Genomic DNA, 24138 nt, shown 5'->3' on the forward strand with positions numbered 1-24138 from the left:
ATTTACGTTCATAAACGTAGGTGGAAGCTTTTTTTATATCCGTTTTTTCATACATTTGCCACCATACAATAACCTTGAACAAATAAAATCCAAATCTGATGAAAACGATTCACTCTTTTATGGGAATGGCATTGTGCAGCTTTCCGGTAATGGCACAGCAATCGCCCAATTTTCTTATTATCCAATGCGACCATCTGACCCAGCGGGTAGTAGGCGCATACGGTGCCGACCCCAGCTGCACTCCACCTATAGACCGAATTGCCTCCCAAGGTGTAACATTTGCCAACGCATACGTGGGATGCCCCCTCAGCCAACCGTCACGCGCTGCCTTATGGAGCGGACTGATGCCGCATCAAACCAATGTACGTTCCAACTCGGCCGAACACATCAATCCTCCGCTGCCCGACAGCATTCCGACCCTGGGAAGCCTCTTCACCGCCAACGGTTATGAGGCCGTCCACTTTGGCAAAACCCATGACATGGGTTCCCTAAGGGGATTCCGCCACAAGGAACCGGTTGCCAAGCCCTTCACCGACCCCGAATTTCCCGTCAACAATGACAGCTTTCTGGATGTAGGAACCTGCGAGGATGCCGTGGCCTATCTCAGCAATCCACCGCAAGAACCTTTCATCTGCATAGCCGATTTCCAAAACCCGCACAATATCTGCGGATATGTAGGCGAAAATAAAGGGGAGCACATAGATAGCCCCATCAGTACCCCACTCCCGCTACTACCCGAAAACTTTGAAGTGGAAGACTGGGAAAAACTTCCGTTGCCCATTCAGTACATCTGCTGCAGCCACCGGAGGATGATGCAAGCCGCCCACTGGAACGAGGACAATTACCGGCACTACGTCGCCGCCTTCCAGCATTACACGCGGATAGTGGCCAGACAGATAGAGAGTGTACTGGAAGCCCTCTACTCCACTCCCGCCGGCAAAAATACAATTGTCATTGTACTGGCAGACCACGGAGACGGAATGGGGTCACACCGCATGGTAACCAAGCAGGTCAGCTTTTACGAAGAAATGACAAATGTGCCCTTCATCATAGCCGGTCCCGGTATTCATCCCCGTCAAAAACCGGTGGAAGATTTACTGACCCAACCCACTATCGACCTGCTGCCCACTCTCTGTGAACTGGCAGGCATTCCGGTGCCTTCCTCCAAGCCCGGCATCAGCCTTGCCCCTTTCCTGAAAGGCGAGAAGCAAAAGAGACAGCACCCCTATGCAGCCTCCGAATGGCACAGTGAATACGAAGTGACCGTCAGCCCGGGACGGATGATACGCAGTCCCAGATACAAATACACACACTATCTGGAAGGCAACGGGGAAGAACTGTATGATATGCTGAAGGATAAAGGAGAAAGACGAAACCTTGCCCATGACCCCAAATACTCAAAGATTCTGGCCGAGCACCGGGCACTGCTGGACGACTACATCCGCCGCACACAGGACGACTACCGAAGCCTGAAAGTTGAAGCCGACAAGAGATGGCGCAGCCACGCACCGGGATATCCCAACCACGAAGGACCCTGCGCCAGAGACATTATCAATAGAAAGTAAGCAAAAAGAACTAAAAAAAACAGAATAATATAGATGATTATCAGTGCCTTGACCGGCACTTCCATTCTTTTCGCCCATCCCGCTGCAAGTCTTCAATAATATTCTGCTTCAAAAGAAGGCAGTTAAAGGGATTTTTTGTACTTTTGCGCCTCAATAAGAGTAATTTGTAATTTAGTAATTGTAATTAGATACTATGTTCGATAATTTAAGCGAGAGACTTGAAAGGTCGTTTAAAATTTTGAAAGGTGAGGGCAAAATCACCGAAATCAATGTTGCGGAAACCCTGAAAGACGTACGTAAGGCACTTTTGGATGCCGACGTGAACTATAAGGTAGCCAAAAACTTCACCGATACCGTTAAGGAAAAAGCCTTGGGACAAAACGTGCTGACAGCCGTTAAGCCCAGCCAGCTGATGGTAAAAATCGTACACGATGAACTGACCCAGCTCATGGGCGGCGAGACTTCTGAAATAAACCTCGACTCCAAGCCTGCCATTATCCTAATGTCCGGTTTGCAAGGCTCCGGTAAAACAACTTTCTCCGGAAAGCTGGCCCGCATGCTGAAGAGCAAGAAGAACAAAAAGCCGTTATTGGTGGCTTGTGACGTGTACCGTCCTGCCGCTATCGAGCAGTTGCGTGTACTGGCTGAACAGATTGACGTACCGATGTACTCGGAACCGGACAGCAAAAATCCGGTAGCCATTGCCCAAAATGCCATCCAAGAAGCCAAAGCCAAAGGTTACGACCTTGTAATTGTCGATACAGCCGGTCGTCTGGCAGTGGATGAGGAGATGATGAACGAGATTGCCGCCATCAAGAAGGCCATCAATCCGGACGAGATTCTGTTCGTAGTGGATTCAATGACCGGTCAGGATGCAGTGAATACCGCTAAGGAATTCAACGAACGGCTCGACTTCAATGGTGTAGTATTGACCAAACTGGATGGTGATACCCGCGGTGGTGCCGCCCTTTCTATCCGTTCGGTGGTAAACAAGCCCATCAAGTTTGTAGGTACCGGTGAAAAGCTGGATGCCATCGACCAGTTCCATCCCTCACGTATGGCCGACCGTATTCTCGGTATGGGTGACATCGTATCTTTGGTGGAACGTGCGCAGGAACAATATGACGAGGAAGAAGCCAAACGCCTGCAAAAGAAGATTGCCAAGAACCAGTTCGACTTCAACGACTTCCTGAGCCAGATTGCACAAATCAAGAAAATGGGTAACTTGAAGGAACTTGCCTCCATGATACCGGGCGTAGGCAAAGCCATCAAGGATATAGACATTGACGACAATGCCTTCAAGAGCATTGAAGCCATCATCTACTCCATGACTCCGGAAGAACGCAGCAATCCGGCCATTCTGAACGGTTCACGCCGCCAGCGCATTGCCAAAGGTAGCGGTACGAATATTCAGGAAGTAAACCGCCTGCTGAAACAGTTTGACCAGACCCGCAAGATGATGAAGATGGTCACTGGCAGCAAGATGGGTAAGATGATGCCGAAACTTAAAAGATAAGATAACAGCCTATGACACTGATTGATGGAAAAGCAATTTCAGAGCAAGTAAAGCAAGAGATTGCAGCAGAAGTAGCCGAAATAGTGGCTCGTGGGGGTAAACGCCCGCATCTGGCCGCCATTCTTGTAGGACACGATGGAGGTAGCGAAACCTACGTTGCCGCCAAAGTAAAAGCATGCGAAGTTTGCGGATTCAAGTCCTCACTTATCCGTTACGAGGCAGACGTTACCGAAAAGGAACTGCTCGCCAAGGTACGCGAATTGAACGAGGATGCGGATGTGGACGGTTTCATCGTACAGCTTCCCTTGCCCAAGCATATCTCCGAGCAGAAAGTGATTGAAACCATCGACTACCGCAAGGATGTGGACGGCTTTCATCCCATCAACGTGGGACGGATGTCCATTGGCCTTCCCTGCTATGTATCCGCTACTCCCAACGGTATCCTCGAACTGCTGAAGCGCTATCAGATAGAGACTTCAGGCAAGAAATGCGTGGTATTGGGACGCAGTAACATTGTCGGCAAACCCATGGCTGCCCTGATGATGCAGAAGGCTTATCCCGGTGATGCCACAGTGACCGTATGCCACAGCCGCAGCAAAGACCTGGTAAAGGAATGCCAGGAAGCGGACATCATCATTGCTGCGTTGGGACAACCGAACTTTGTTAAGGCGGAAATGGTCAAGGAAGGCGCTGTCGTTATTGATGTAGGTACTACCCGTGTGCCCGATACCTCCAAGAAATCCGGGTTCAAGTTGACCGGTGATGTGAAATTCGACGAAGTAGCTCCCAAATGTTCATTCATTACCCCCGTACCGGGAGGCGTAGGTCCCATGACCATCGTTTCCCTTATGAAGAATACATTGCTCGCCGGCAAGAAAGCAATCTACCAATAACAAGGCGATGAAAACGCTCGCCGTCTTCATTGTTGTCCTACTGTATAGCGTAACCCTTTCCTCGCAGGAAAGGATTACGCTATTATTTGTCGGCGACCTGATGCAGCACCAGGCACAAATAGACGCTGCACATGTATCTGAAGGAAAATATGACTACTCCTCCTGCTTCTCCCTCATAAAAGAGCAAATATCCCAGGCAGACCTCGCCATAGGAAATCTGGAAGTCACATTGGGGGGCAGGCCCTATCGGGGCTATCCAATGTTCAGCGCCCCCGATGAATATCTTCAGGCCATAAAGGACGCCGGATTCGATATTTTACTGACAGCCAACAACCACTGTCTGGACCGTGGAAAAAAGGGAATGGAGCGTACCATACAATTGCTTGACTCCTCCGGTATTCGTTACGCAGGCACCTACAAGAATCTGTCGGAGCGCAGGCAACGCTATCCCCTGTTCATCAACAGAAACGGCTTTCGCATTGCCCTACTCAACTATACTTACGGCACCAATGGTATCAAGGCTACCTCTCCCAATATCGTAAACTATATTGATAAGAATACCATCCTGCAAGATATCCAAAGTGCCAAGGCACGCCAACCGGATGCCATTATTGCCTGCATGCATTGGGGAGAGGAATATCAGTCCCTTCCCAACCGTGAGCAACGCGAACTGGCCAACTGGTTGCTCCAACAAGGCGTAACACATATTATCGGTTCACACCCTCACGTCATTCAACCGATGGAACTACGTACCAACGGTACCGAACAGCACATCATAGTCTACTCCTTGGGAAACTTCATTTCCAATATGAGCAAGGCCAACACTGACGGCGGCCTTATCTTCACTTTGCAGTTGGAGAAACATCCTCTCCCCCAACCCATCCGTCCCTCTTACACCGGTCAGAGTCAGACGCCCCTGCCAGACTCCAATCCTCTGCCTTTTCCATACTGTCGTGTTTCCTATTGTGGATATAATCTGGTCTGGACCGGCCGGCCGGAACTTACTAAAGAAAAAAATTACATTCTTTATCCTGCCAGTTTTCCTACAGAACATTTAACGCCGGAAGCTCGTAAACACCTGGAAATCTTTGTCAAAAGCTCTCGAAAGCTGCTCCAGCAGCACAATATAGGTATCTACGAGAAGAAAAAATAATGCAGAAATCTCAAAAATTTTCGTCTCATTCTTTGCAATATTAAAGATTATCCCTATCTTTGCACCGCATTTAAGAAATGCACTAACATGGTGGCTGTAGTTCAGTTGGTTAGAGCGTCAGATTGTGGTTCTGAATGTCGTGGGTTCGAGTCCCATCTGCCACCCGCAAAGAAGAGGAAATTCGAAAGAATATTCCTCTTTTTTTGTTATTGTCCAAACAATCCCCCAAAGGGAGGCAACGTGGAATCAATGTAAAAAATTGTAGGGATACTCCTCACAGAGTATCCCTACATCATAGGAAGGAATCAATTACCTAAACCAGTCCTTGTACAAAAGAGTTTACTTTCTCAAAATGTTCAAAATAGCTGGAAACTTATTCCGATATTTTGCATTCTGTATCAATCACACTTAATAGTACTTCCTTCCTTACTTTATCAAGCCAGTGATAAGACAACCCGTTATCACCTTATAGAAATAAGAATACAAAAAGAATATTTCATCTTTCAAAAAACATTCTATACCAATAACTCTACTATTTTCGATTTCCGACATGCAAATATAACCCTTTTTGTTTATACGAAAAGCAAAATCAGTTATCTTTGCAAAGATGAAATTCAATCAAATATGAAAATTCTCTGGATAGACCTCAATAGCTCGTATGCACACTCTTCGTTGGCACTCCCTGCACTGCACGCACAAATAGCAAAGAACAATTCCGTAAAATGGGAAATCGTATCTGCCACCATCAATGAAAACGTAGGAATGATTGTCGACGAAATATACCGGCACCAACCCGACATCATTGCCGCAACGACATGGTTGTTCAACCACGAACAACTGTTGCACATCACAGCGAGATTAAAAGCATTGCTTCCCAATAGCTGCTTCATCTTGGGTGGACCTGAATTCTTAGGAAACAATGAAGACTTTCTGCATAAAAACCCTTTCATCGACTGTGTATTCAGGGGAGAGGGAGAAGAAGCATTCCCCCAATGGCTGTCTTGCTGGAACCAGCCGGAAAAATGGAACAGTATTCCGGGACTCTGCTATATGAATCCTCAAAAGCAATATATAGACAACGGCATAGCCCGTGTACTTAACTTTTCACGGCTCGTACCACCGGAAAACAGCTGTTTTTTCAACTGGAGCAAACCATTCGTACAACTGGAGACTACCCGAGGCTGTTTCAACACATGCGCATTCTGCGTCAGCGGTGAAGAAAAACCGGTGCGCACACTGTCCATTGAAAGTATCCGTGAACGCCTTCAAATTATCCACAGTCATGGAATAAAAAACGTACGCGTCCTCGACCGGACCTTTAATTATAATCCGCGCCGTGCTAAAGAATTACTGCAACTTTTCCTGGAATTCAACCCGGACATATGCTTTCACTTAGAAATACACCCTGCACTATTATCCGAAGAGCTGAAAAATGAATTGAAAAAGCTACCTAAAGGATTGCTCCATCTCGAGGCCGGTATTCAAAGCCTGCGCGAACCGGTCCTCCAGAAAAGCCGTCGGATGGGAAGCCTGGAGGACTCACTGCAAGGTCTTCGTTTCCTATGTTCCCTACCCAATATGGAAACACACGCCGACCTCATTGCCGGCTTGCCTCTATACCGCCTATCCGAAATATTTGAAGATGTGCGTACACTTGCCGGATACAATGCCGGCGAGATACAGCTTGAATCCCTGAAGTTACTTCCCGGCACAGAAATGAGAAGAAGAGCGGAAGAACTAGGCATCCGATATTCTCCTCTCCCCCCTTATGAAGTGCTTCAAACAAATGAAATCAGTGTCAACGAGCTTCAAACAGCCCGGCAACTGTCACGTCTTCTGGATGGATTCTATAACACAACTGCTTGGCAAGCCATCACCCGCAAGCTGATTCTGGATGACAACGACTTCCTACGTCGCTTTCTGGAATTTTTAATCGATAAAAATCTTATAGACCAGCCCATGAGCCTGGAAAAGCGAGGCCTCGTACTCTATGAATTCTGCAGTATGCATTATCCGGCCTATAAAATCATGGTCACCATTGCCTGGATAGAGGCAGGCATGTCATTAAAGAAAAAACCAGCAGAGAAAGTCAAGACCAAGCGCCAGATGCCACCGGAATATTGGGAAGTCATCTATGGAAACTACAAAGAAAGCCTCCGCTTATGTTTTCTACCCATTGACGACAATACCCAAAATGGTTATTGGTTCGGCTTCGAATCGGAAATACAAAAAGCAGAACCAGTATTCAAAGCCAAAGGAATAATGGAGAGGTATCAAAATACACAATCACCGCAGATTAACACAGATAAAAGTTCTTGATTATCAGAAATTCTATAGCAATCTGTGTAACCTGCGGCGAGTTATGCCCTCATTTCTTCTCCTATCCGCAGTGGAAATACTTCTCGACCAGTTTCAGCATCTCCTCCGGACTGTCTTGTATCTCTGCACGCAAGGTTCTATCCTCGTAAGAACGCAGTTTGGAAATAACCCCATCAACCATTGCAGGACTGAACACATGATATTGCTCAAAGACAGCACGCTGTCTTTCCAAACAATCGGCAGAAGCGGCACAACTGTCAGGAAGCTGTTCCAGTTGTTTCAACTTATCTTCATTTCCTTTCTTGTGGATATTTACATTGACATATGTTTTTTCTGCAATTCCTAAAGCATCGTCTATCTCAAATCCATAACGGCAAGCTACAGCAAGTCCGGCAATCAATTGATACAAATCGGCCGAACCGTCAGGCGAACGCATTTCCACCGTCTGTTTCTGTGTAGTATCATAATGACTTGGGGTCTCCAACGGATTTGCCAACATGCACATATCCGTTTTTGCCGACCAGCCCAACGGAACGCGTACCAATACCGAACGGTTGCGGTCGCCCCAGCAAATGTTGGTCGGTGCTTCCTGATGAGGAACCAGACGAAAATAGGAAGTAGGATTTGTATTACCGAAAGCTGTAATGGAAGAAGCCAGCTTCATCATGCCCGCAATGGCCTTACGGGCTGTTTCAGAAAGTGCCCCATCTTTCAGCATCTGGTTCTGCCCGTCCTTCATGATACGCATATGTATATGTAATCCGGAACCGGCTTTTCCTGCCGTGATTTTCGGTGCAAAAGTAATGTTATATCCATACTGGCTAGCCAGATTACGAATAACCCATTTTGCTATCACCAGTTGGTCAGCAGCCTCCTCGGCACGCACCGGCAGGAATTCTATTTCATTCTGCTCATAAATCTTATCGTCCAGCGTAAAATTACCGACTTCAGAATGCCCATACTTTATCTGTCCGCCTGCCTGCGCAATATATGACATACATTCCGTACGGAAATCATTGAACTTGGCATAAGGGGCCGATTCGTGATAACCACGCTGGTCGGTAGCCGGGAACAATCCGTCATTTTCAGAAATGACATAATATTCCAATTCTCCCATAGCCTGAAATTCCATCCCCGTAACCGTAGTGAATGCCTGACATGCCTTACGCAGGGTATATTCCGGAGAACTTTCCAGCGGTTCACCATCCTTATTGAAATAAGAACAGAGCATTGACAGTGTGGGCAATTCAGAAAAAGGGTCTATAAAAGCGGTCCGGAAACGCGGCACTACATACAAATCACTGCTACCGGCCTCTATAAACGGAAACAAGCTGGAACCATCTACGCGTTCACCACATGTAAGTATGGCATCAAGGTATGCTTCATTATTGATGACAAAGTTCAGTGTCTTCAGTCTCCCGTCTGCCGCAGGATACATGAAGTTCACCATACGAATGTCGTTCTCCTTTATATAGGAAACAATGTCTGCTTTCGTAAATTCGGAAGCCGGTTTTTGAAGGGCAGCCACCAATAGATTGGGGCTCATGGATAATTCCTGGTTCATAATACGCTGATTGTTTTTAGTTTTCTATATGGTTAACAAAACACATGCAATTTTCTGTCACAATAAAAAACTGCTGTTTCGCAAAGATACTAAAAGCTGTATCAGAAAAAAAACAAACAACCTAAATCTTATCAGTGAGCCTCAACCTTTTCCGTCGTATCCCCACTTCACGTAAATAGCTCCCCAGGCAAATCCTGCTCCGAATGCTGTAAAAATCAGTTTATCCCCCTTTTTAAGCTTATCCTCGAAATCCCATACACACAACGGAAGCGTGCCGGCACTTGTATTTCCATACCGTTCTATATTGACCATTACCTTTTCGGGAGATACTCCCAAGCGTTGCGAAACTGCAGTAATTATACGCATGTTTGCCTGATGGGGAATCACCCAGTCAATGTCCTCCTTCGTCAAGTGATTCCTCTCCATGACCGCCTCACAAGCATCCGCCATATTGGCCACAGCATATTTAAAGACTGTACGTCCTTCCTGATAAATATAATGCATCCGATTGTCCAGTGTATAGTAAGATGGAGCACATACGGAACCTCCTGCTTTGATATGTAAAAAGGGCAGACCTTTCCCGTCTGTTCTCAATACGGCATCCATTACTCCCATATCTTCCCGGGTGGGTTCCAGCATGAAAGCGGCAGCACCGTCACCAAAAATCGGACAAGTGGCACGATCGGTATAATCAATCACCGACGACATTTTATCAGCCCCTACTACAATGACCTTCTTGTATTTTCCCGAACGGATAAAATTGGCTCCAGTTTCCAATGCATACAAAAAGCCACTACAAACAGCCTGCATATCAAAAGCAAAAGCATTCTTAAGCTTTACTCTCTCACATAATATGGATGCTGTTGAAGGAAAATGATAATCGGCCGTTGTAGTGGCCACAATCACCAAATCAATATCATCAGGATTAGATTTTGTACGTTGCATTAATTGTTTTACAGCTTTACGGGCCATAAACGAAGTCCCCAATCCTTCTTCGTGCAAGATACGTCTTTCCTTTATACCGATACGCCCCATTATCCACTCATCTGTCGTATCTACCATTTTGGATATTTCTTCATTGGTCAGAATATAGTCAGGAACATACCCTCCCACTCCCGTAATTACTGCATTTATTTTCTCCATTAATTCTATCTAGTTTAGTATTGGAATCGGCTCAAAGATAATATTCTTAAAACGCCGAGCGCAAATATACTGAAAAGAGGGTAAAATCCAATAAAGGAAGAACAAAAAGACACTCCCGACAAACTATCACATGGATATACAAAAAAGATCAACTGTCCTTTTTCTATCATTCTTTTGTCAATTTTGTATCAATGAGTTTGAGCAATACAGACTAAATTTGCATAATAAAATGTATCGGGTATTTAAAGAGCAAGTAACTAATCAAAAATACATACAAATAAAATTAACATAACATTTTTATATCTTATGAAACAAAACCGCTTAATTAGCATTGGGGCTTTCATTTTAGTGCTTGCACTTTCAGGCCTTATGACAGGTTGTATGGAGAAAGACGTATACGACCCGAATCGTGAAAAAGAACCTCTTCCTGACCCGGATAAATATTTCGGCTTTGAGATGCGCAGTGATGTCCGGCTTTCTGTCAACTATGACATTTACGGGTTTACTCCTTTGATAGAAATTTACGGTGAAAATCCGATGGAAACAGTGGAAGGTACGCCGATAAAGAAAGAGGGTATAGAAGCCTTGTTCAAAACCTATACCGACAACAGCGGTAAGTATGAGGGAAAAATGCAGCTTCCTACCTATCTTAATAAAGTTTATTTATATACTGCGACATGGGGATTGCCGGGATGCATAGAACTTGAAATTAAAGACAATGCTGTCATTTTTGACATGTCGGCAAAATCAAATCCTAAAACAAAGTCTGTCACTCGCGCTTCGTCTGATGTACCTTATTTAGTAAACAAATCCCAAAATCTATACTCACTGTGCTATTGGGGAGAAGGAGGTCAGCTGAACAGCCAATATATGACAAAGGAAAAAAATATTGGTAATGAAAGTATTTTGGATTTGACAGACCGGATGAAAACATTCTTCAATAAAGGAGGACAAGACAATTCAAAATTACTTGGTAATGGAAAAACTATCAATATTTCGATAAAGGAGGACAACACCGCATTGAATCTCATTTTTCTCAATCGAAGTGCAAGTTATAACAATACTTTCGGATATTATTTTTATAAAACCGGAACGTCCGTCGATGTAGACCAAGTGAGGAAATACATTATATTCCCCAATGTGTCTTTTGACTGGTATGGCGGCCAAATATTGATTTTAGAATCCGGGAATAAAGTTCGTCTGCTTTACTTCGATGAAGACGGCCAAGCCCATGATACATTCCCAGCAGGATATACAGTAGGCTGGTTTCTTTATGCCGACGGTTTTAAGAACGGTTATGGAAATAATTTAGAAGATTATCTTAAATTGCCTGATTTATATAATCCATACAATTCAAATCTTCGCACTTCCAATCCCCAAAACAACATGTCGGCCTTTGTCTCTGTTAAAGACCAAAAAAGCGGCAAGACGATTCTTGGAGCAGAAGATGGTGTAAATCAAAGCTACTGTGACCTTTTATTTTATGTAGATGCTACTCCGGGAAGTTCTATTGACGATCCTGAAAGGCCGTCTATTCCCGATGAAGGTGATAAAGAAGAACCCAAACCCGATGAAGATGAAAATGTTACCGGCACACTGGCATTCGAAGATATTTGGCCTTCCGGTGGCGATTATGACATGAATGACGTAATTGTAGAATACGAACGCAAAGTCTATTTCGACAAAAAGAATATAGTAACGAAGATCGTTGACGAATTCACTCCGGTACATGATGGCGCTACATATGTTAACGCATTTGCCTATCAGATAGATGCAGCACAAATTGGCGATAAAATCACTTTGCCGGAAGGTGCAATATTGGAAAAAGAGACTTCGTCCATTATCGTAATGTCCAATGCCAAACAGAATATAGGCAATAAATATGTAGTCACCAGAGAATTCAACGGTTCTTTCCTAAAGAATCAGCTATTGTCCTATAATCCATACATCATCGTAAAATATTCACAAGGAGAACAGAATCGCACAGAGGTTCATCTGCCCAAACACAAAGCTACAGCTTATGCCAATCAGTCATTGATTGGCAGCAATGATGATGCTTACTATATCGACCGTAAAGGAGCATATCCATTTGCTATCGATATACCGATGCTAGGGTTTACCCCGGTAACAGAAAGGAACAGAATTGACAGCCAATATCCCGGTTTTGCTACATGGGCAAAATCAATGGGAAATGACTGTAAGGATTGGTATAAAAAATAACAGAACAAAAGACAATGAATCATGTGTGGAGTGCCCCCTTATTCGGACGCTCCACCTGTTTTTTTTTGAATTATTGCATATTGACTTGGAGAAATATTATATTCTGCCATGAAACACCTGGAAAAATAAGAAGGATTGGAATAGCCTACCATATACATTACTTCCGATACAGTGAATCTGCCTTGTAATAAAAGTGTAGCGGCTCTTATCATCCTAACACGCCGAATAAGGCTTACTGGAGTAACCCCCGTCAACTGTTTAATCTTTCGATACAACAGTTTTCGATTCATTCCCAACAGTTGACAGAGCATAGCAACATTAAACTCTGTATTTTCCATATGCTCTTCCAACACTGAAACAAGCTTGTTAAGCCAAATTCGTTTCAATTCCAGTTGTCTGTTTTCCAATGGTTTGCATGAATCCATTTTCTCCAATTTTAATATTCCTTCTAAGATCTGTTTGGCTTGTAGTGAGTCCATACCAACTTGATTTTGCAAAGCCTGCAGTTCATTTTTATCTGGTAAAGACACAATAATATTAATTAAGACTCCAGTATCATTTTCCTCACATCTTATGTCAACCTGGCCTTGATATAGATTAACAAATTTGGGAATTAAATGTAACCCCACAAGAGCGATTATTTCATCTATTATTTTAAGATATTCTTTCATATCTTTCTTGCCTTTTGGTATAAGTACAAATTATCCAAATATCAGACAAACATTCTCTCACGGTATTCTGACGGAGTAGTGCCTGTATGCTTACGAAAAAAACGTGTCATCGTAGAATTCGATTGAAAATTAGTTCGTGAAACCACTTCCTTTATTTCAAGATTGGAGTCTTTCAATAAGACTTTTATCTCAAGTATGGTATATTCCACAATCCACTCTTTAGCCGAACGACCAGTATTATCTGTTATTAACATTGTCAGATATTTAGGTGAGATACACATCTTATCTGCATAAAATGCCACATCACGACTTATAGTATGATACTCTATAACCAAATAAAAGAATTCAAAAACCTGCTTCTCTTTACGTACAAACTTCACGGAAGCCATAGCCTTGGGGTTACTCTTATAGCCCACATACAAGTCCCAATAATAAACCCTCAATAAATACATCACCGATTCCCTCCTAAGAAAGGCACAAGATAAATCTACACGGCATGACAATATATGACAGAAATGAACAAAGCGCTTATACTCTTCTTCACTGAGCGGAGAGCTATAATATTTCCTCATATAGAAAAAATAGTCAAGTGTAAGCCTACCCAGCCCATTAATGGTATCCATAAACAATTTCTTTGGTACTTTAAAGAAAATAACGGCAAAGTCTGTACTGATTTCGGTTATACTTGCCAACTGATAAGGAAAAATAGTTATCAAATCATTCTTCACAACCCTGCGTTTATTAGAAAACACATTAAAAAGAGCAGAGCCTCCGGTACAAACTCCATTTATCCCTTCTTCTAGATATGTCGGAATCCCGTCAAGAGGCAAATCAATTACCTTTGTATAAATATTGAACTCCTCTAAATCAAACACACCACTTGAAAAAGGCCTATTATCTTTTGTAGCTTTTACCATATTTGTTTTAAATATTATGCTAAGTTACAAAAAAAAATCATTTTTAGATTATTTGTTCTAAAATTGCACATATATACTGAAGTTCAGTCAAAACTAAAGTATAAATTCTTATTCTATAAAGGGCTAAATAATATCCGATAGGGCAGAGATAATGGAATAAAAAAAGTCCCACAAATCGTTGAATTTATGAGACTTACCTATTCATTATCCAGTTAGTTCAGCGGAGAGACAGGGAACGATTAACTTTCATCTCCCCTACTCATTATCAGCATCTTACCAAAAGACTCTACTCCTATGACACCGAATAATTCACCGCGTATATGCTGCAACTTTCTTCCTGTTACACTCTTACTTTTACAAAAGTAGTAAAAAAGGGGCATAAATACAAATCAAACGCTTGATTTAACGAACATAACTTCTATAATTTTCTTCCAATAACAATTGCAATTTTGAAAGAGGATAAAGAAACTTACCACCTATGGCAGTATAAGCTATCCCCTTTTCATCACGCAACTTTTGCAAGGTTCTGCTCGATATATGCAACATGGCACATACTTGTTCACCAGTCATATAGACCTCATTGGCTACAGGAACAGGCAAATCCTGAATTGCAAAAATCTCCTTGGAGCATTTCTTGAGCATCTCCATCATCCCGATATACTCTTCTGACTGTTTTGTAATTACCCCATCCATATCCTATTTGCCTTTTTGAGTTAATATCCTAGCCAGATCACTTTCCTTGTACACATATTTTCCACCTATGAAAGAACACGGAATAATGCCATATTCCCTATAACTTTGCAAACTCCGCTTGGAAATATTCAGCACCAGACAGACTTCTTGGGCATCCATTCATTTTTCCTTTTCAACAGAGCCAAATTTCTTTTTAACGGCTTCAATCTGTGTGGACAAATCTTCAATCTGCTGTTTTAACCGCAAATACGCACTTTTTTCAATTACAACTAATTCCATAACAAATCTGATTTATAATTTTACTATTTGTGAAGCAAAGTAAAGCACATTTCCATGTCCGGAAAAGCCTCCGGAATCAAAGTCACCCATTGGCGCACATTGTCCCCCAAAACATACCAGAAAGTATTGCTATCCAATTTCTTTTCTCCATATTTACTCAAACCAAAAGATTTCAGAAGCCCAATATAGAAGTGAAAGGCGCACCACTTGCATCCGCTGGCAATGCGCCTTCCCCCCTGCTTGTCTTCCATTGTCTTCTACATCTTTATACTTTTACTGTTCCGTAAAACTTCTTTTTCCTTAGTCGCCACTTTCTGCCATGTATTGGGGAAATGCTCACGCAACAGCTTTCCGGCCAGTTTTCTCGCCTTCTCCTGCATCTCGTCATAAATGTTCCATCTGTTCCGGCCCAGCAGTGTTCCTTCTATCTTTTCAAAATTTTCATGAAAACTGAAATTGTCCGGATACTCATTTGTCAGCCCGTCCATTGGATAACCCTTGTCCATAATATACAGCAATGTCATCCGGTCATAATTGTCCATGCTTCGGAGCAGGCCAAGCCCCTTCTCACTATCCGTCAGCCGGGCGTAATTCTCCCATGTGGGTGAAAGGTCATACACCTCTTTGTCCGTAATGCTTTTAAGAGCCGATTTATCAAGGAAGGCATCTGACGGAATCTTCTCCAATGGTAACAGGTTATCGTAATCATCATAACAGCGGTTTATCTTCCCCGCCATCAACGAAGGCCATCCCCGAAGTTCATATACAGTCAGCGGCCTGCCTTCAAAATCCGGCTCAAAGAAATGCCTCTCGATATTCGCCTCCATAAAGGCCCCGTATTGGTGGTTTCCCTCATAATTCCGGCTGAAAAGCAATACCCCCTTGTCCGTCTCAACACCCGTATAGAACTTATTCCCGTGCTTCAAATCATCCAGCATATCCGCCACCGCTACGGGTGACGACTTTATTTCCGTCCATATCTTCGGCGTGAGCAGGCGAATATAAGTCTCATCCTTCGAAAACGGGTCTATTTCATTTCACAGGCAATACACCACTTCCGACAGACGTTGGTATCTCTGCAATATGATTCCATGCTCGTCCATTGCCTTTTCCAGCCTTTTCAGGTAATCCTCATTGTCCCCTTCCTCCAATGGCGGCACGATACCCATATCGGGCACATTATAATACATCAGGCCCATATCCGGCATTTCCCCGCTTTTCAATGCTTTCTCCACATCTTCCTGCATGAACTCCTGGTAACCCTCTTCTCCCGTACCCTTCATGCTGATATGCACGGGATTGAAAAATTTGTCCACAGTTATATATACGCTGCCGCCTTTTGTCGTTCCGTTCTGTTTATTCTCCATATATCAAAGAATTAAATGTTTATACTCTGTCCCTTCTTTTTAAATGGCATACTCGTCTTCACTTCCGTCTCCGGGAACCGTACATTATCCGGCCGTGTAACCAGCAGCGAGACAATCCGCTGCTGCTCCTTTGAGAGTGGCGCACGCATCAGTTGCAGGTTTCTCAACCGGTTAAAGTTCCTCAGTGTGGGGGCCATATCGCACCGCTTCGTACAAATCCCGTATCGGAGTATATCCGGCGAAGTAGTCTTGCAGTCTCCGATTTCCGCCCGAAATTCCGCATCCAACGGTGCCACCTCATGGAATCTCAATTCCTCCGGCTTTCGTTTCCCGTCGAAAAAGTGTCCGGTCAAACCGTTCAGAAACTCTTCCAATGCCTTGTCCCCTTTGTCCGTTTTTCCCAGCAGCAACACCTTCTGTCCGTATTCCACTGCTGTGCAAGTAGGAAAAACGGCCAGTCCGTTCCTTATCACATCCCCGTCCATTCCGAAACGGTGCCCCAACCGCTTGTAGTCATCATTTTCCAATAAGGCCGTATGTTCCGCCGATGATGACAGTTGCACGATGCCCCTTTCCTCACAGAATGCCGCATCCCTCAATCTTACCACCCCCGAAGGATGAATCCTTTCCCGTTCCAATACCGGCATGAGTCGTTCCAGATAATCCGCATTATCCGTTCCGAGTATGGGGGGAATCAGACTTTTGTCTCTGAAATCGAAACGGAACATTCAGTGGTCGGGTACAAGTTCCCTGCTTGCGGTATGAAACCGTACGTTATTGCTGATATATCGGGAGAATCCTTCTTCTCCCTGTCCCCGCATACTTAAATAAACGGGGCGGTAAAAAGCATCCAGCGTCATATACAGGCTGCCGCTTTCCCCCGCTTGCATTTTCTTTTCTTCCATAAATCCTATATGATTAGTTGTTTCTTTTCCTTTTTATCGGGAGTAATGGAAGCAACATGCTTCGCTTGCCGCTGACTGTTATTCAGTGTCAGTGTCGAAATCTCTCGTATATGGTCTGCCCCGGAAGATTTACCCCTCTTTTGTTCTTGGGAATGTTGACAAGAGGTGGGGTGTATTCTTTCCGTTTTTTCCACCCGGTTGATACTTCCGCTCAACTTGAATTCTCCATCCGTTATATGGAACTCCGATTGCAAAATATCTCTTGCCATTGCTTTCGCTTCCATCTGCAAGGCTGCATAACCGAAATCATGTGATGACATCGGTGCCGATTGCCGTGCCTTGATGCTGTCACCCAGTTTTTCTGCCAAGTCCCTGAACTCATATTCGTAACTGAACGGATGAAAATAGTCCGCCACTACATGACCGGCATACCCGTTTTCCGAAATATAAAGCAGAGAGGCAACATCATAATTGCGTGGAGAAATGCCCAGATTGAAATCTTTGGTTAACCGGTCAAAGTTGTTGTAATCCGGTCTTAAGTCGTATTTATCCGTACAGACAGCACCTTCCAGCATTTCTTTTCCTGCCTGTTTCTCAGAAGTGAAGCTGAACTCCGATTTACGCAGTTGCGTATCGGCACTGCGCAAATCGCTTTTCGCCAGTTTGTCGATGCAGTTGTCCGCCAGTTCCGCCACTTGTCGGGAAGGTGTCTCCATCTCATACATTTTCAATGTTTCCGTCCCTTTGGCCATATTGAAAAATCCGTCTGCCAGATGTTGCAGATAGCTGTTACGTACTTTCATTCCTTTTTCACTGTCCGAAAAAAACAGTACGCCCTCATCCGTTGCCACGGCATACACCCGCCCCTTTTCACCGGCCAGTCTTTCATTGTTCCAGCCTTTAGCCTCGTTATGCCGGATAAACTCTTTATATTGCTTGTCTTTTTGCAGTGCTGCGGATGATGCCCGGCGGCTGAACAGTTTCAACCCCGTTTTTAGCGTATAGGCCGCATCCCTCAAAGGAATCCGCCTTCCCGTCACTGCCTTATGGCTATGGATAGCCGGAACCAGAGTATGAAAATACCAGTTCGCCAGTTCTCCCCGTCGGGAAGGTATCTTCCCTTTATCTGCGAAATCCGCTTTTAGAATCGTTCAGCCGGGTAGGTAGCCCCGTTTGTCAAAGTTCCTCACCGTCTTCCCGATATAATCCTCATACGCTTTCGGTGTGGCATCACCCGTGCGTACATCCACCGGAGTATTCTTTTCGTCCAGTGTGATGAACACGCTACCCGGTTCGGCCGCCTTGCCCGTAAGACGAACCAGCCAGCGCTTTGTCCAGTCATTCAATAGTCCCATAGCTTGATTTGTTTACTGAAGTTTTTGACTGCAAAGAAAACATTCCGGTCGTCAATCCACAACAAGACATGCTTGCAAGTCGCCCGTTGGCGGCTGTTGGCGGACAATCCTTACGCCAGCCGCTCGTCCAGCATCCTGATATAGCTTTTACGCAGGGAGTCGATGAAGGGCGTGGAATCCGTACAGCGGTCAAACACCTTGCCGCGTTTGGTATACAAGGCGTTTATCTTGATATTGAAGGCGTCCTCGAATACCCTGATGACATCCACAATGGTCAGTTTCTTTCCCTCCGCACAGTCCACCGATCCGGCTGCCATCAATGCGGCCACGAGTTCTATCAGGTCGCTGTCCGTACCGTTCCAGCGCAATGCGGATTTACGCTTGCAGCCCTGCGGGCGGATCTCCATTCCCATACCGGCATCATCTGTATAGTGACGCAAACACTCTTTCAGCATTTCTATCTCCGCATCCAGCAGGGAAAGGACCTTGTCGATGAACACGTCATAGAGCACGTGTCGTTTCTCCTTCAATACATCACTAGTCTGCCTCATGAAGGAAAGTTCTATTCTTGTGTAATTCAAGCGTCTTAATTGTCCTACCGTGTCCCCGTCCTGCGGCAAATTGGTAAGCAGTCCTACAAAATCATCATAGGCGGCAGGCAAGTTTCCCGGCATGAGCTCCGAACCTTCCACGTAAGAGGTGAACATTCCGAACAGCGGTGTATTTGTCAATGTTCTCATGGTATTGATATTTAAAAATTAAAACTGTTTCTGTTTTATTGTCCGCTATCATAACCATAAGGGCAAGAGATGTGCCATACCGGAACGCGTGAAGCAATCTTTTGAAAACGTGAATGTTATAATATCAGTGTATGATTGTGTGTCCATGTCCGTAATCTCCCGTCGGACACGGTGTGTCCAGAAATGTGGACAGTTTCAAATCAGGCCGTACTTTTTCAATTTCAGATAAAGCGTGCTCCGGGATATGCCCAGCAGCCGTGCGGCTGCTTTCCGGTCATTACCTGTGGTTTCCAGCGCCTTCTGTATCGCCTCCTGTTCCGTCCGCTCCATATCCAGTCTGTAATTGTTCGAGGGGGGGACATTCACCGGAAGGCTAATCTCCTTGAGAGTGATCCAGCCCCCCTGCGCCAACACACATGCACGTCTCACCACATTTTTCAGCTCGCGGATATTGCCGGGCCACGGATAGGACACGAAAGCTTCCCTTACGTCCCGGTCAAATCCCCTTATTTTCTTTTCCAATTCCTCATTCGCAAAAGAGAGGAAGAATCCGGCAAGCGGTATGATATCCTCCCGACAATCTATTAGAGGCGGAACATGGAGCGGGAACTCGTTCAGCCGGTGGAAAAGGTCCTCCCTGAACCGTCCCTCGCTTATCGCCTGTTCCAGGTCCTCGTTGGTGGCCGCCAACAGCCGGACATCCGCATGCATCTCCTCCGTTCCACCGACAAGTTTGTAGCGCTTCTCCTGCAGGGCACGTAACAGCTGCACTTGTGTCTCCATGTTCAGGTTGCCGACTTCATCCAGAAACAATGTCCCGTGGTCGGCGGCGGCAAACACGCCGCTCTTGTTCTCCACCGCTCCGGTAAAAGCCCCCTTCTTATGCCCGAACAGTTCCGATGCGGCCAGTTCCCGTGGAAGGGCTCCGCAGTCCACTGCTACGAAAGGGGCGGCCGAACGCTTGCTGAAAGCGTGTATCTGCCGTGCCACCCGCTCCTTGCCCGTACCCGACGCCCCGCGTATCAGCACGGACAGACCGTCCGCAGGAGCCACCAGACGTACCATCTCCTGAAGTCTTACAGCCGGCGGGCTTTTGCAGATGTAGAAGTTCTGTTCCATCGTCCTTTTCCTCCCACGCCCCAACAGTCCGCGGATGACACCGAGCACCTTTTCCGTTTGCACGGGCTTGGGCAGATAATTGTCGGCCCCTTTCTTCACGGCCTCCACGGCACCGGATATGTCCCCATAACCCGTCATGACAAGAAAGGGCATACGGTAGCCGTGAGCCCTCATCCATTCGAGCAGTTCCACGCCGTTGCAGTCACCCAGACGGAAATCCGAGAGAACCAGAGCCGCTTCATGGCTGCCCAGAAACTCCTTTGCGGCGTCCGCCGAGAGCACGTAACGGGTGTCCATGCCGTTTCGAGCCAGCCAGTTGGCGGTGGCGCGTGCGTATGTACGGTCATCCTCCACTATGAGTATTGTCTCCATTCATTTTCTCCTTTAATGTTACGGCCTTCCTTACAGCATTCTCTACAGCCCTGACCAACCTTCCGATCCGCTCGTCCGACATACCGGCCCATTTTTCAGGCGGCAGAGAGCCCATATATGCCAGTTCCTGCAGGGGGATGTCTATCCGTATCGTCTCCCATACGGGGACGGCCTTGTGTATGATATTTCCGAGTTTTTTATAATCGCCCGAACTGACCGCATCGCGTATGCCGGCAAGTCCGGCCTCCGTGTCCTCGATGAAAATATCCAGCAGCTCGTCCGCGTGTTCCTCGCCCTCCATGACGGATGTAAAGTCAGGACGTTCCACACCCCGTGTGGCCGCCATCAGTTCGTCCCCGGAGAAGGGTTTGTGCAGGCATCCGGCAAAACCGGCCTCTCTGAAACGGGCGGCATCGCTGTCGACACGGGCGGTCACGGCCAGTACGGGGAGCGTTCCGGACTGGCCTATGTTACTGTTGCGGAGCAATGCCAGCACACCATAACCGTCCGTATCGGACATCCTCATGTCGGTCAGGACAAGGTCATGCCGGTTCCTCCGCAATGTCGTGACCATCCCGTCGATGTCCGTGCAGCAGTCACATTCGATGCCGTGACGGAGATACATCCTTCGGACGGCATCCAGCTGCATCCGGTCGTCATCAATGTACAATACCCTGATATTGAGCGGGAGGCCGTCACCGGAGGCCGCATCCCGCATATCCGGCATGTCGGCCTCACCGAGGGGGAGCCGGACCTCGAAAGTGCTTCCACGTCCCGGCGTACTCTCCACACGGATGTCTCCCCCGAGCAGGGAGACCAGTCTTGAGGTGACTGCCAGCCCCAGCCCGAAGCCGCCGTCCGTGGGGAAGCCGGCCTGTTCAAAGTCGGAGAATATCAGCTGCTGCCGCTCCTTGTCTATACCTGTGCCAGTGTCCCTCACGAACAGCAGGAGCCTGCCGTTTCCGTACGAGGCCCCCACATGGATGTAACCGGTACGCGTGAACTTGACCGCGTTTGACAGCAGGTTGCCGAGAATCCGGACAAGCCGTCCGGAATCGCCCCTGACAAGCACATCACACGATTTTATTTCCGTTGTCAGTCCGAGCCCCTTCTTTTCAGCGGAGGGAAGATAGACACGCACGGCATTCCCGATAGTCTGCCCCAGATGGAATACGGCATTCTCCGGCTGTTCCTTACCCTCTTCCAGCCTGTAGTAGTGCAGCAGGTTGTTGGCCAGTCCGATGACATGACGGGAGGCGTGCAGGATGTTGGCGGCGAACTCCCTTACAAGCCCGGCATCCTTCTCATGCTGCATCAGTTCCGCAAACTCGCAGACCGTACCGAGAGGCGCCCGCAGGTCATGGCTCACCGACAGCATCAGGTTACGGCGGGACACCAGCAGCTCTTCATTCCGGGAGCAGGCGGCCTCAAGTGTCATCCGGTACTTCTGCCTCTTTCTGATGTCGGCATGGATAAGAAGATAGAGCAGGATTATCAGAAGAACGGAAATGACGGCTATAGAAAGGATGATACGGAACGACTGCCTTCTCAATGCCGCCGTTTCTTCCATATCCTCCGTATATTGCATATCGGCTGCCCGTTCGAAATCATGTATCAGGCCGCTGATACGTGCGTCCAGTTCCCGGTTGCGGCACCGCAGGCTGTCCGAGCAGGCCTCCAGTCTTTTCCGGTAGTCAGCATACTGGCTGTACATGTCCTTTTGCAGCCGGATGAACTCTCCGTTTACGGAGGACTGTCTTTTTCGGTTCCGCATCTCCTTCTCCTTCCGATTGGCATAAGCGGACTTCTTGTTCCTGCCTCCTATAAGAACATTGAGAAGGCCCCGGCCTTTCTTTGCCGACGGTGTATCCGGCTGTCCGGCATCCCGCACCTGCCGCACGATTCCGGGAGCCTTTCTCAGAAGAAGGCTGTCCGCACGGGGAAAACCGGAAAGGGTGTTCGTCAACTCATACAGCAGCCGCTCCTTTTCCAGCAGGAGCATGGATACGGTGTCTATGGCCGGATGCTGTTCTGCCGCATAATAAGGTTTCAGTCCGTTCAAGGCGTCCAGAGCCGCCGCACAACTGTTCCCACATTCACGGATATCCGCACTGTCCTGCATCAGCAGGAAATGGTCATGGAAGGAGAATTCCAGCAGTTTTTCAAAGGTCCGGTTGACGGCCTTCCTTCTCATATTGGTCGAATGTTCCCTGGAATCCAGTTCCTCCATCTTTCCATGCTCCAGCCGGACAAGAAAAACCACAGCACAGAGCAATGCCAGCAGCAGAATGTATCCGCCGGCTATCTTCAACTGGAGTATGGAAAGAAAAGATCTCATCTTGGAATAGGCTAGTATCAATTAAAACAAATAACAATTGCGTGACACAATATTTGAAAATTAGTAGATAATATATGTACAGCTAAAAGTACGACCAACAAGCCGACATACACAACCGGGCAACAAATGAGTCACCCCATTATCACCCGGTCAGCCTCCATATCCCCCTTCACACTCCACTGTAAGCACTGAATCCGCCGTCAACAGGCAGTAATGCACCGGTTATAAAACTTGCCGCATCACTGCATAGGAACTGAACCGCACCGTTGAGTTCGGTAATGTCCCCAAAGCGTCCCATCGGGGTTTTGGCCAGTACCTTGCGGCTTCGTTCCGTCAAAGATCCGTCAGGATTAATTAATACCCTCCGGTTCTGGTCGCCGATAAAGAAACCGGGAGCGATGGCATTGACACGAATGCTGTCACCATATTTCAAAGCCATTTCAGAGGCAAGCCATTGGGTAAAATTAGCAACTGCAGATTTTGCAGCCGAATAGCCGGGTACACGGGTAATGGCACTATAAGCGGCCATCGAAGATACATTGACAATACAACCTTTCTTTTGTTCCGCCATCACTTTGCCGAAGACCATTGACGGATACACAGTACCGTTCATATTCAGGCCGGTCACCTTCTCCCAGCAGGCTATATCCATATCATAAAAGTGTTGCTCCGGTTCAAGTGTGGCTCCCGGCATATTCCCCCCTGCAATATTCAGAAGTATATCAATCTTCCCCCATTGAGAAAGTACTTGTCCGGCCAGTTTTCCCAGGCTTGCCACATCAAGTACGTCGCCAACAACGCCAATCACCTCATTTCCATATTGTTTCAGTTCGGAAACCCGCTTGTCCAGTTGTTCCTGACGGATATCAACTGCAACGACTTTTGCACCCTGCCGCATAAAATGTTTTGCGATATTACCGCCTAAAACTCCACCGGCTCCAGTGATAACGGCTACTTTTCCTGCAATTCCAAATAATTCATTCATTTCAATCGGCATATAATTTAATCG

The 24138-nt window shown here is 46.2% G+C and carries 23 protein-coding genes and 1 tRNA gene; 7 read left to right on the forward strand and 17 right to left on the reverse strand.

The genetic code is table 11. The features are described from left to right. Positions 1-98: 98 nt before the first annotated feature. The 6 genes from NQ510_RS16955 to NQ510_RS16980 all read left to right on the forward strand — a co-directional run bounded on the left by NQ510_RS16955 (position 99) and on the right by NQ510_RS16980 (position 7446). Positions 99-1565 carry a sulfatase family protein gene (locus tag NQ510_RS16955; RefSeq protein WP_005831557.1) on the forward strand — a complete coding sequence of 489 codons (1467 nt, stop codon included), beginning with the start codon at positions 99-101 and terminating at the stop codon, positions 1563-1565. A 193-nt stretch (positions 1566-1758) separates the two neighbouring features. Further along, the gene (ffh, locus tag NQ510_RS16960; RefSeq protein WP_005831559.1) at positions 1759-3081 is read left to right on the forward strand and encodes a signal recognition particle protein; all 1323 of its coding nucleotides are present in this window, start codon (positions 1759-1761) and stop codon (positions 3079-3081) included. A gap of 11 nt (positions 3082-3092) precedes the next feature. Further along, positions 3093-3974, forward strand: a complete 882-nt coding sequence (folD, locus tag NQ510_RS16965) for a bifunctional methylenetetrahydrofolate dehydrogenase/methenyltetrahydrofolate cyclohydrolase FolD (protein ID WP_005831560.1) — start codon at positions 3093-3095, stop codon at positions 3972-3974. A 7-nt stretch (positions 3975-3981) separates the two neighbouring features. Continuing rightward, a complete protein-coding gene (locus tag NQ510_RS16970) occupies positions 3982-5127 on the forward strand; it encodes a CapA family protein (RefSeq protein ID WP_005831561.1) in 1146 nt (381 codons plus the stop codon). 90 nt (positions 5128-5217) lie between these two features. After that, positions 5218-5291, forward strand: a tRNA-His gene (locus NQ510_RS16975). A gap of 460 nt (positions 5292-5751) precedes the next feature. Beyond that, entirely contained in the window at positions 5752-7446 is a 1695-nt protein-coding gene (locus NQ510_RS16980) for a B12-binding domain-containing radical SAM protein (protein ID WP_005831566.1), read from the forward strand. A 61-nt stretch (positions 7447-7507) separates the two neighbouring features. Here the strand turns inward: NQ510_RS16980 and NQ510_RS16985 are convergent, their stop codons facing one another. Beyond that, positions 7508-9010 (reverse strand): glutamine synthetase family protein, encoded by a 1503-nt coding sequence (locus tag NQ510_RS16985; protein ID WP_005831568.1) that lies wholly within the window; start codon positions 9008-9010, stop codon positions 7508-7510. Positions 9011-9151: 141 nt separating this feature from the next. Continuing rightward, positions 9152-10153, reverse strand: coding sequence for a beta-ketoacyl-ACP synthase III (locus NQ510_RS16990; protein ID WP_005831570.1), 1002 nt, complete (start codon positions 10151-10153; stop codon positions 9152-9154). Positions 10154-10459: 306 nt separating this feature from the next. Here NQ510_RS16990 and NQ510_RS16995 point away from each other — a divergent pair, with 306 nt between their 5' ends. Further along, positions 10460-12373, forward strand: coding sequence for an LruC domain-containing protein (locus tag NQ510_RS16995; protein WP_005831574.1), 1914 nt, complete (start codon positions 10460-10462; stop codon positions 12371-12373). A 38-nt stretch (positions 12374-12411) separates the two neighbouring features. Here NQ510_RS16995 and NQ510_RS17000 read toward each other — a convergent pair whose 3' ends face one another. The 15 genes from NQ510_RS17000 to NQ510_RS17070 all read right to left on the reverse strand — a co-directional run bounded on the left by NQ510_RS17000 (position 12412) and on the right by NQ510_RS17070 (position 24114). After that, positions 12412-13044 (reverse strand): helix-turn-helix domain-containing protein, encoded by a 633-nt coding sequence (locus NQ510_RS17000; protein WP_005831576.1) that lies wholly within the window; start codon positions 13042-13044, stop codon positions 12412-12414. A gap of 41 nt (positions 13045-13085) precedes the next feature. Continuing rightward, on the reverse strand, positions 13086-13961 hold the full coding sequence (locus tag NQ510_RS17005) for a helix-turn-helix domain-containing protein (protein WP_005831578.1): 876 nt from the start codon (positions 13959-13961) through the stop codon (positions 13086-13088). Positions 13962-14363: 402 nt separating this feature from the next. Continuing rightward, entirely contained in the window at positions 14364-14654 is a 291-nt protein-coding gene (locus NQ510_RS17010; protein ID WP_005831582.1) for a helix-turn-helix domain-containing protein, read from the reverse strand. Between the two features lie 3 nt (positions 14655-14657). Beyond that, positions 14658-14813, reverse strand: a complete 156-nt coding sequence (locus tag NQ510_RS17015) for a helix-turn-helix domain-containing protein (RefSeq protein WP_005831584.1) — start codon at positions 14811-14813, stop codon at positions 14658-14660. 143 nt (positions 14814-14956) lie between these two features. Next, on the reverse strand, positions 14957-15184 hold the full coding sequence (locus NQ510_RS17020; RefSeq protein WP_005831588.1) for a hypothetical protein: 228 nt from the start codon (positions 15182-15184) through the stop codon (positions 14957-14959). A gap of 6 nt (positions 15185-15190) precedes the next feature. Continuing rightward, on the reverse strand, positions 15191-15913 hold the full coding sequence (locus NQ510_RS17025; protein WP_171035088.1) for a DUF6047 family protein: 723 nt from the start codon (positions 15911-15913) through the stop codon (positions 15191-15193). Positions 15914-15970: 57 nt separating this feature from the next. Beyond that, the gene (locus NQ510_RS17030; protein WP_005831592.1) at positions 15971-16300 is read right to left on the reverse strand and encodes a hypothetical protein; all 330 of its coding nucleotides are present in this window, start codon (positions 16298-16300) and stop codon (positions 15971-15973) included. A gap of 11 nt (positions 16301-16311) precedes the next feature. Further along, complete coding sequence (locus NQ510_RS17035) at positions 16312-17028, reverse strand: DUF6047 family protein (RefSeq protein WP_005831594.1); 717 nt, start codon at positions 17026-17028, stop codon at positions 16312-16314. Then, complete coding sequence (locus NQ510_RS17040) at positions 17029-17205, reverse strand: hypothetical protein (RefSeq protein ID WP_005831596.1); 177 nt, start codon at positions 17203-17205, stop codon at positions 17029-17031. Positions 17206-17210: 5 nt separating this feature from the next. Then, positions 17211-18245: a DUF6047 family protein gene (locus NQ510_RS17045; RefSeq protein ID WP_005831598.1), complete on the reverse strand. Its 1035-nt coding sequence runs from the start codon at positions 18243-18245 to the stop codon at positions 17211-17213. Positions 18246-18356: 111 nt separating this feature from the next. Further along, a complete protein-coding gene (locus NQ510_RS17050) occupies positions 18357-18560 on the reverse strand; it encodes a hypothetical protein (protein ID WP_005831600.1) in 204 nt (67 codons plus the stop codon). A gap of 110 nt (positions 18561-18670) precedes the next feature. Continuing rightward, on the reverse strand, positions 18671-19300 hold the full coding sequence (locus NQ510_RS17055; protein ID WP_011965502.1) for an RteC domain-containing protein: 630 nt from the start codon (positions 19298-19300) through the stop codon (positions 18671-18673). Between the two features lie 195 nt (positions 19301-19495). Beyond that, a complete protein-coding gene (locus NQ510_RS17060) occupies positions 19496-20791 on the reverse strand; it encodes a sigma-54-dependent transcriptional regulator (protein ID WP_005831606.1) in 1296 nt (431 codons plus the stop codon). After that, positions 20763-23129 carry an ATP-binding response regulator gene (locus NQ510_RS17065; protein ID WP_005831608.1) on the reverse strand — a complete coding sequence of 789 codons (2367 nt, stop codon included), beginning with the start codon at positions 23127-23129 and terminating at the stop codon, positions 20763-20765. The genes NQ510_RS17060 and NQ510_RS17065 overlap by 29 nt, the downstream gene beginning before the upstream one ends. A 169-nt stretch (positions 23130-23298) precedes the next feature. After that, on the reverse strand, positions 23299-24114 hold the full coding sequence (locus NQ510_RS17070) for an SDR family oxidoreductase (RefSeq protein ID WP_011965499.1): 816 nt from the start codon (positions 24112-24114) through the stop codon (positions 23299-23301). Between the last annotated feature and the right edge of the window lie 24 nt (positions 24115-24138).

Origin of the sequence: Bacteroides uniformis (assembly GCF_025147485.1) — a bacterium.
GTDB classification, from domain to species: Bacteria; Bacteroidota; Bacteroidia; order Bacteroidales; family Bacteroidaceae; genus Bacteroides; species Bacteroides uniformis.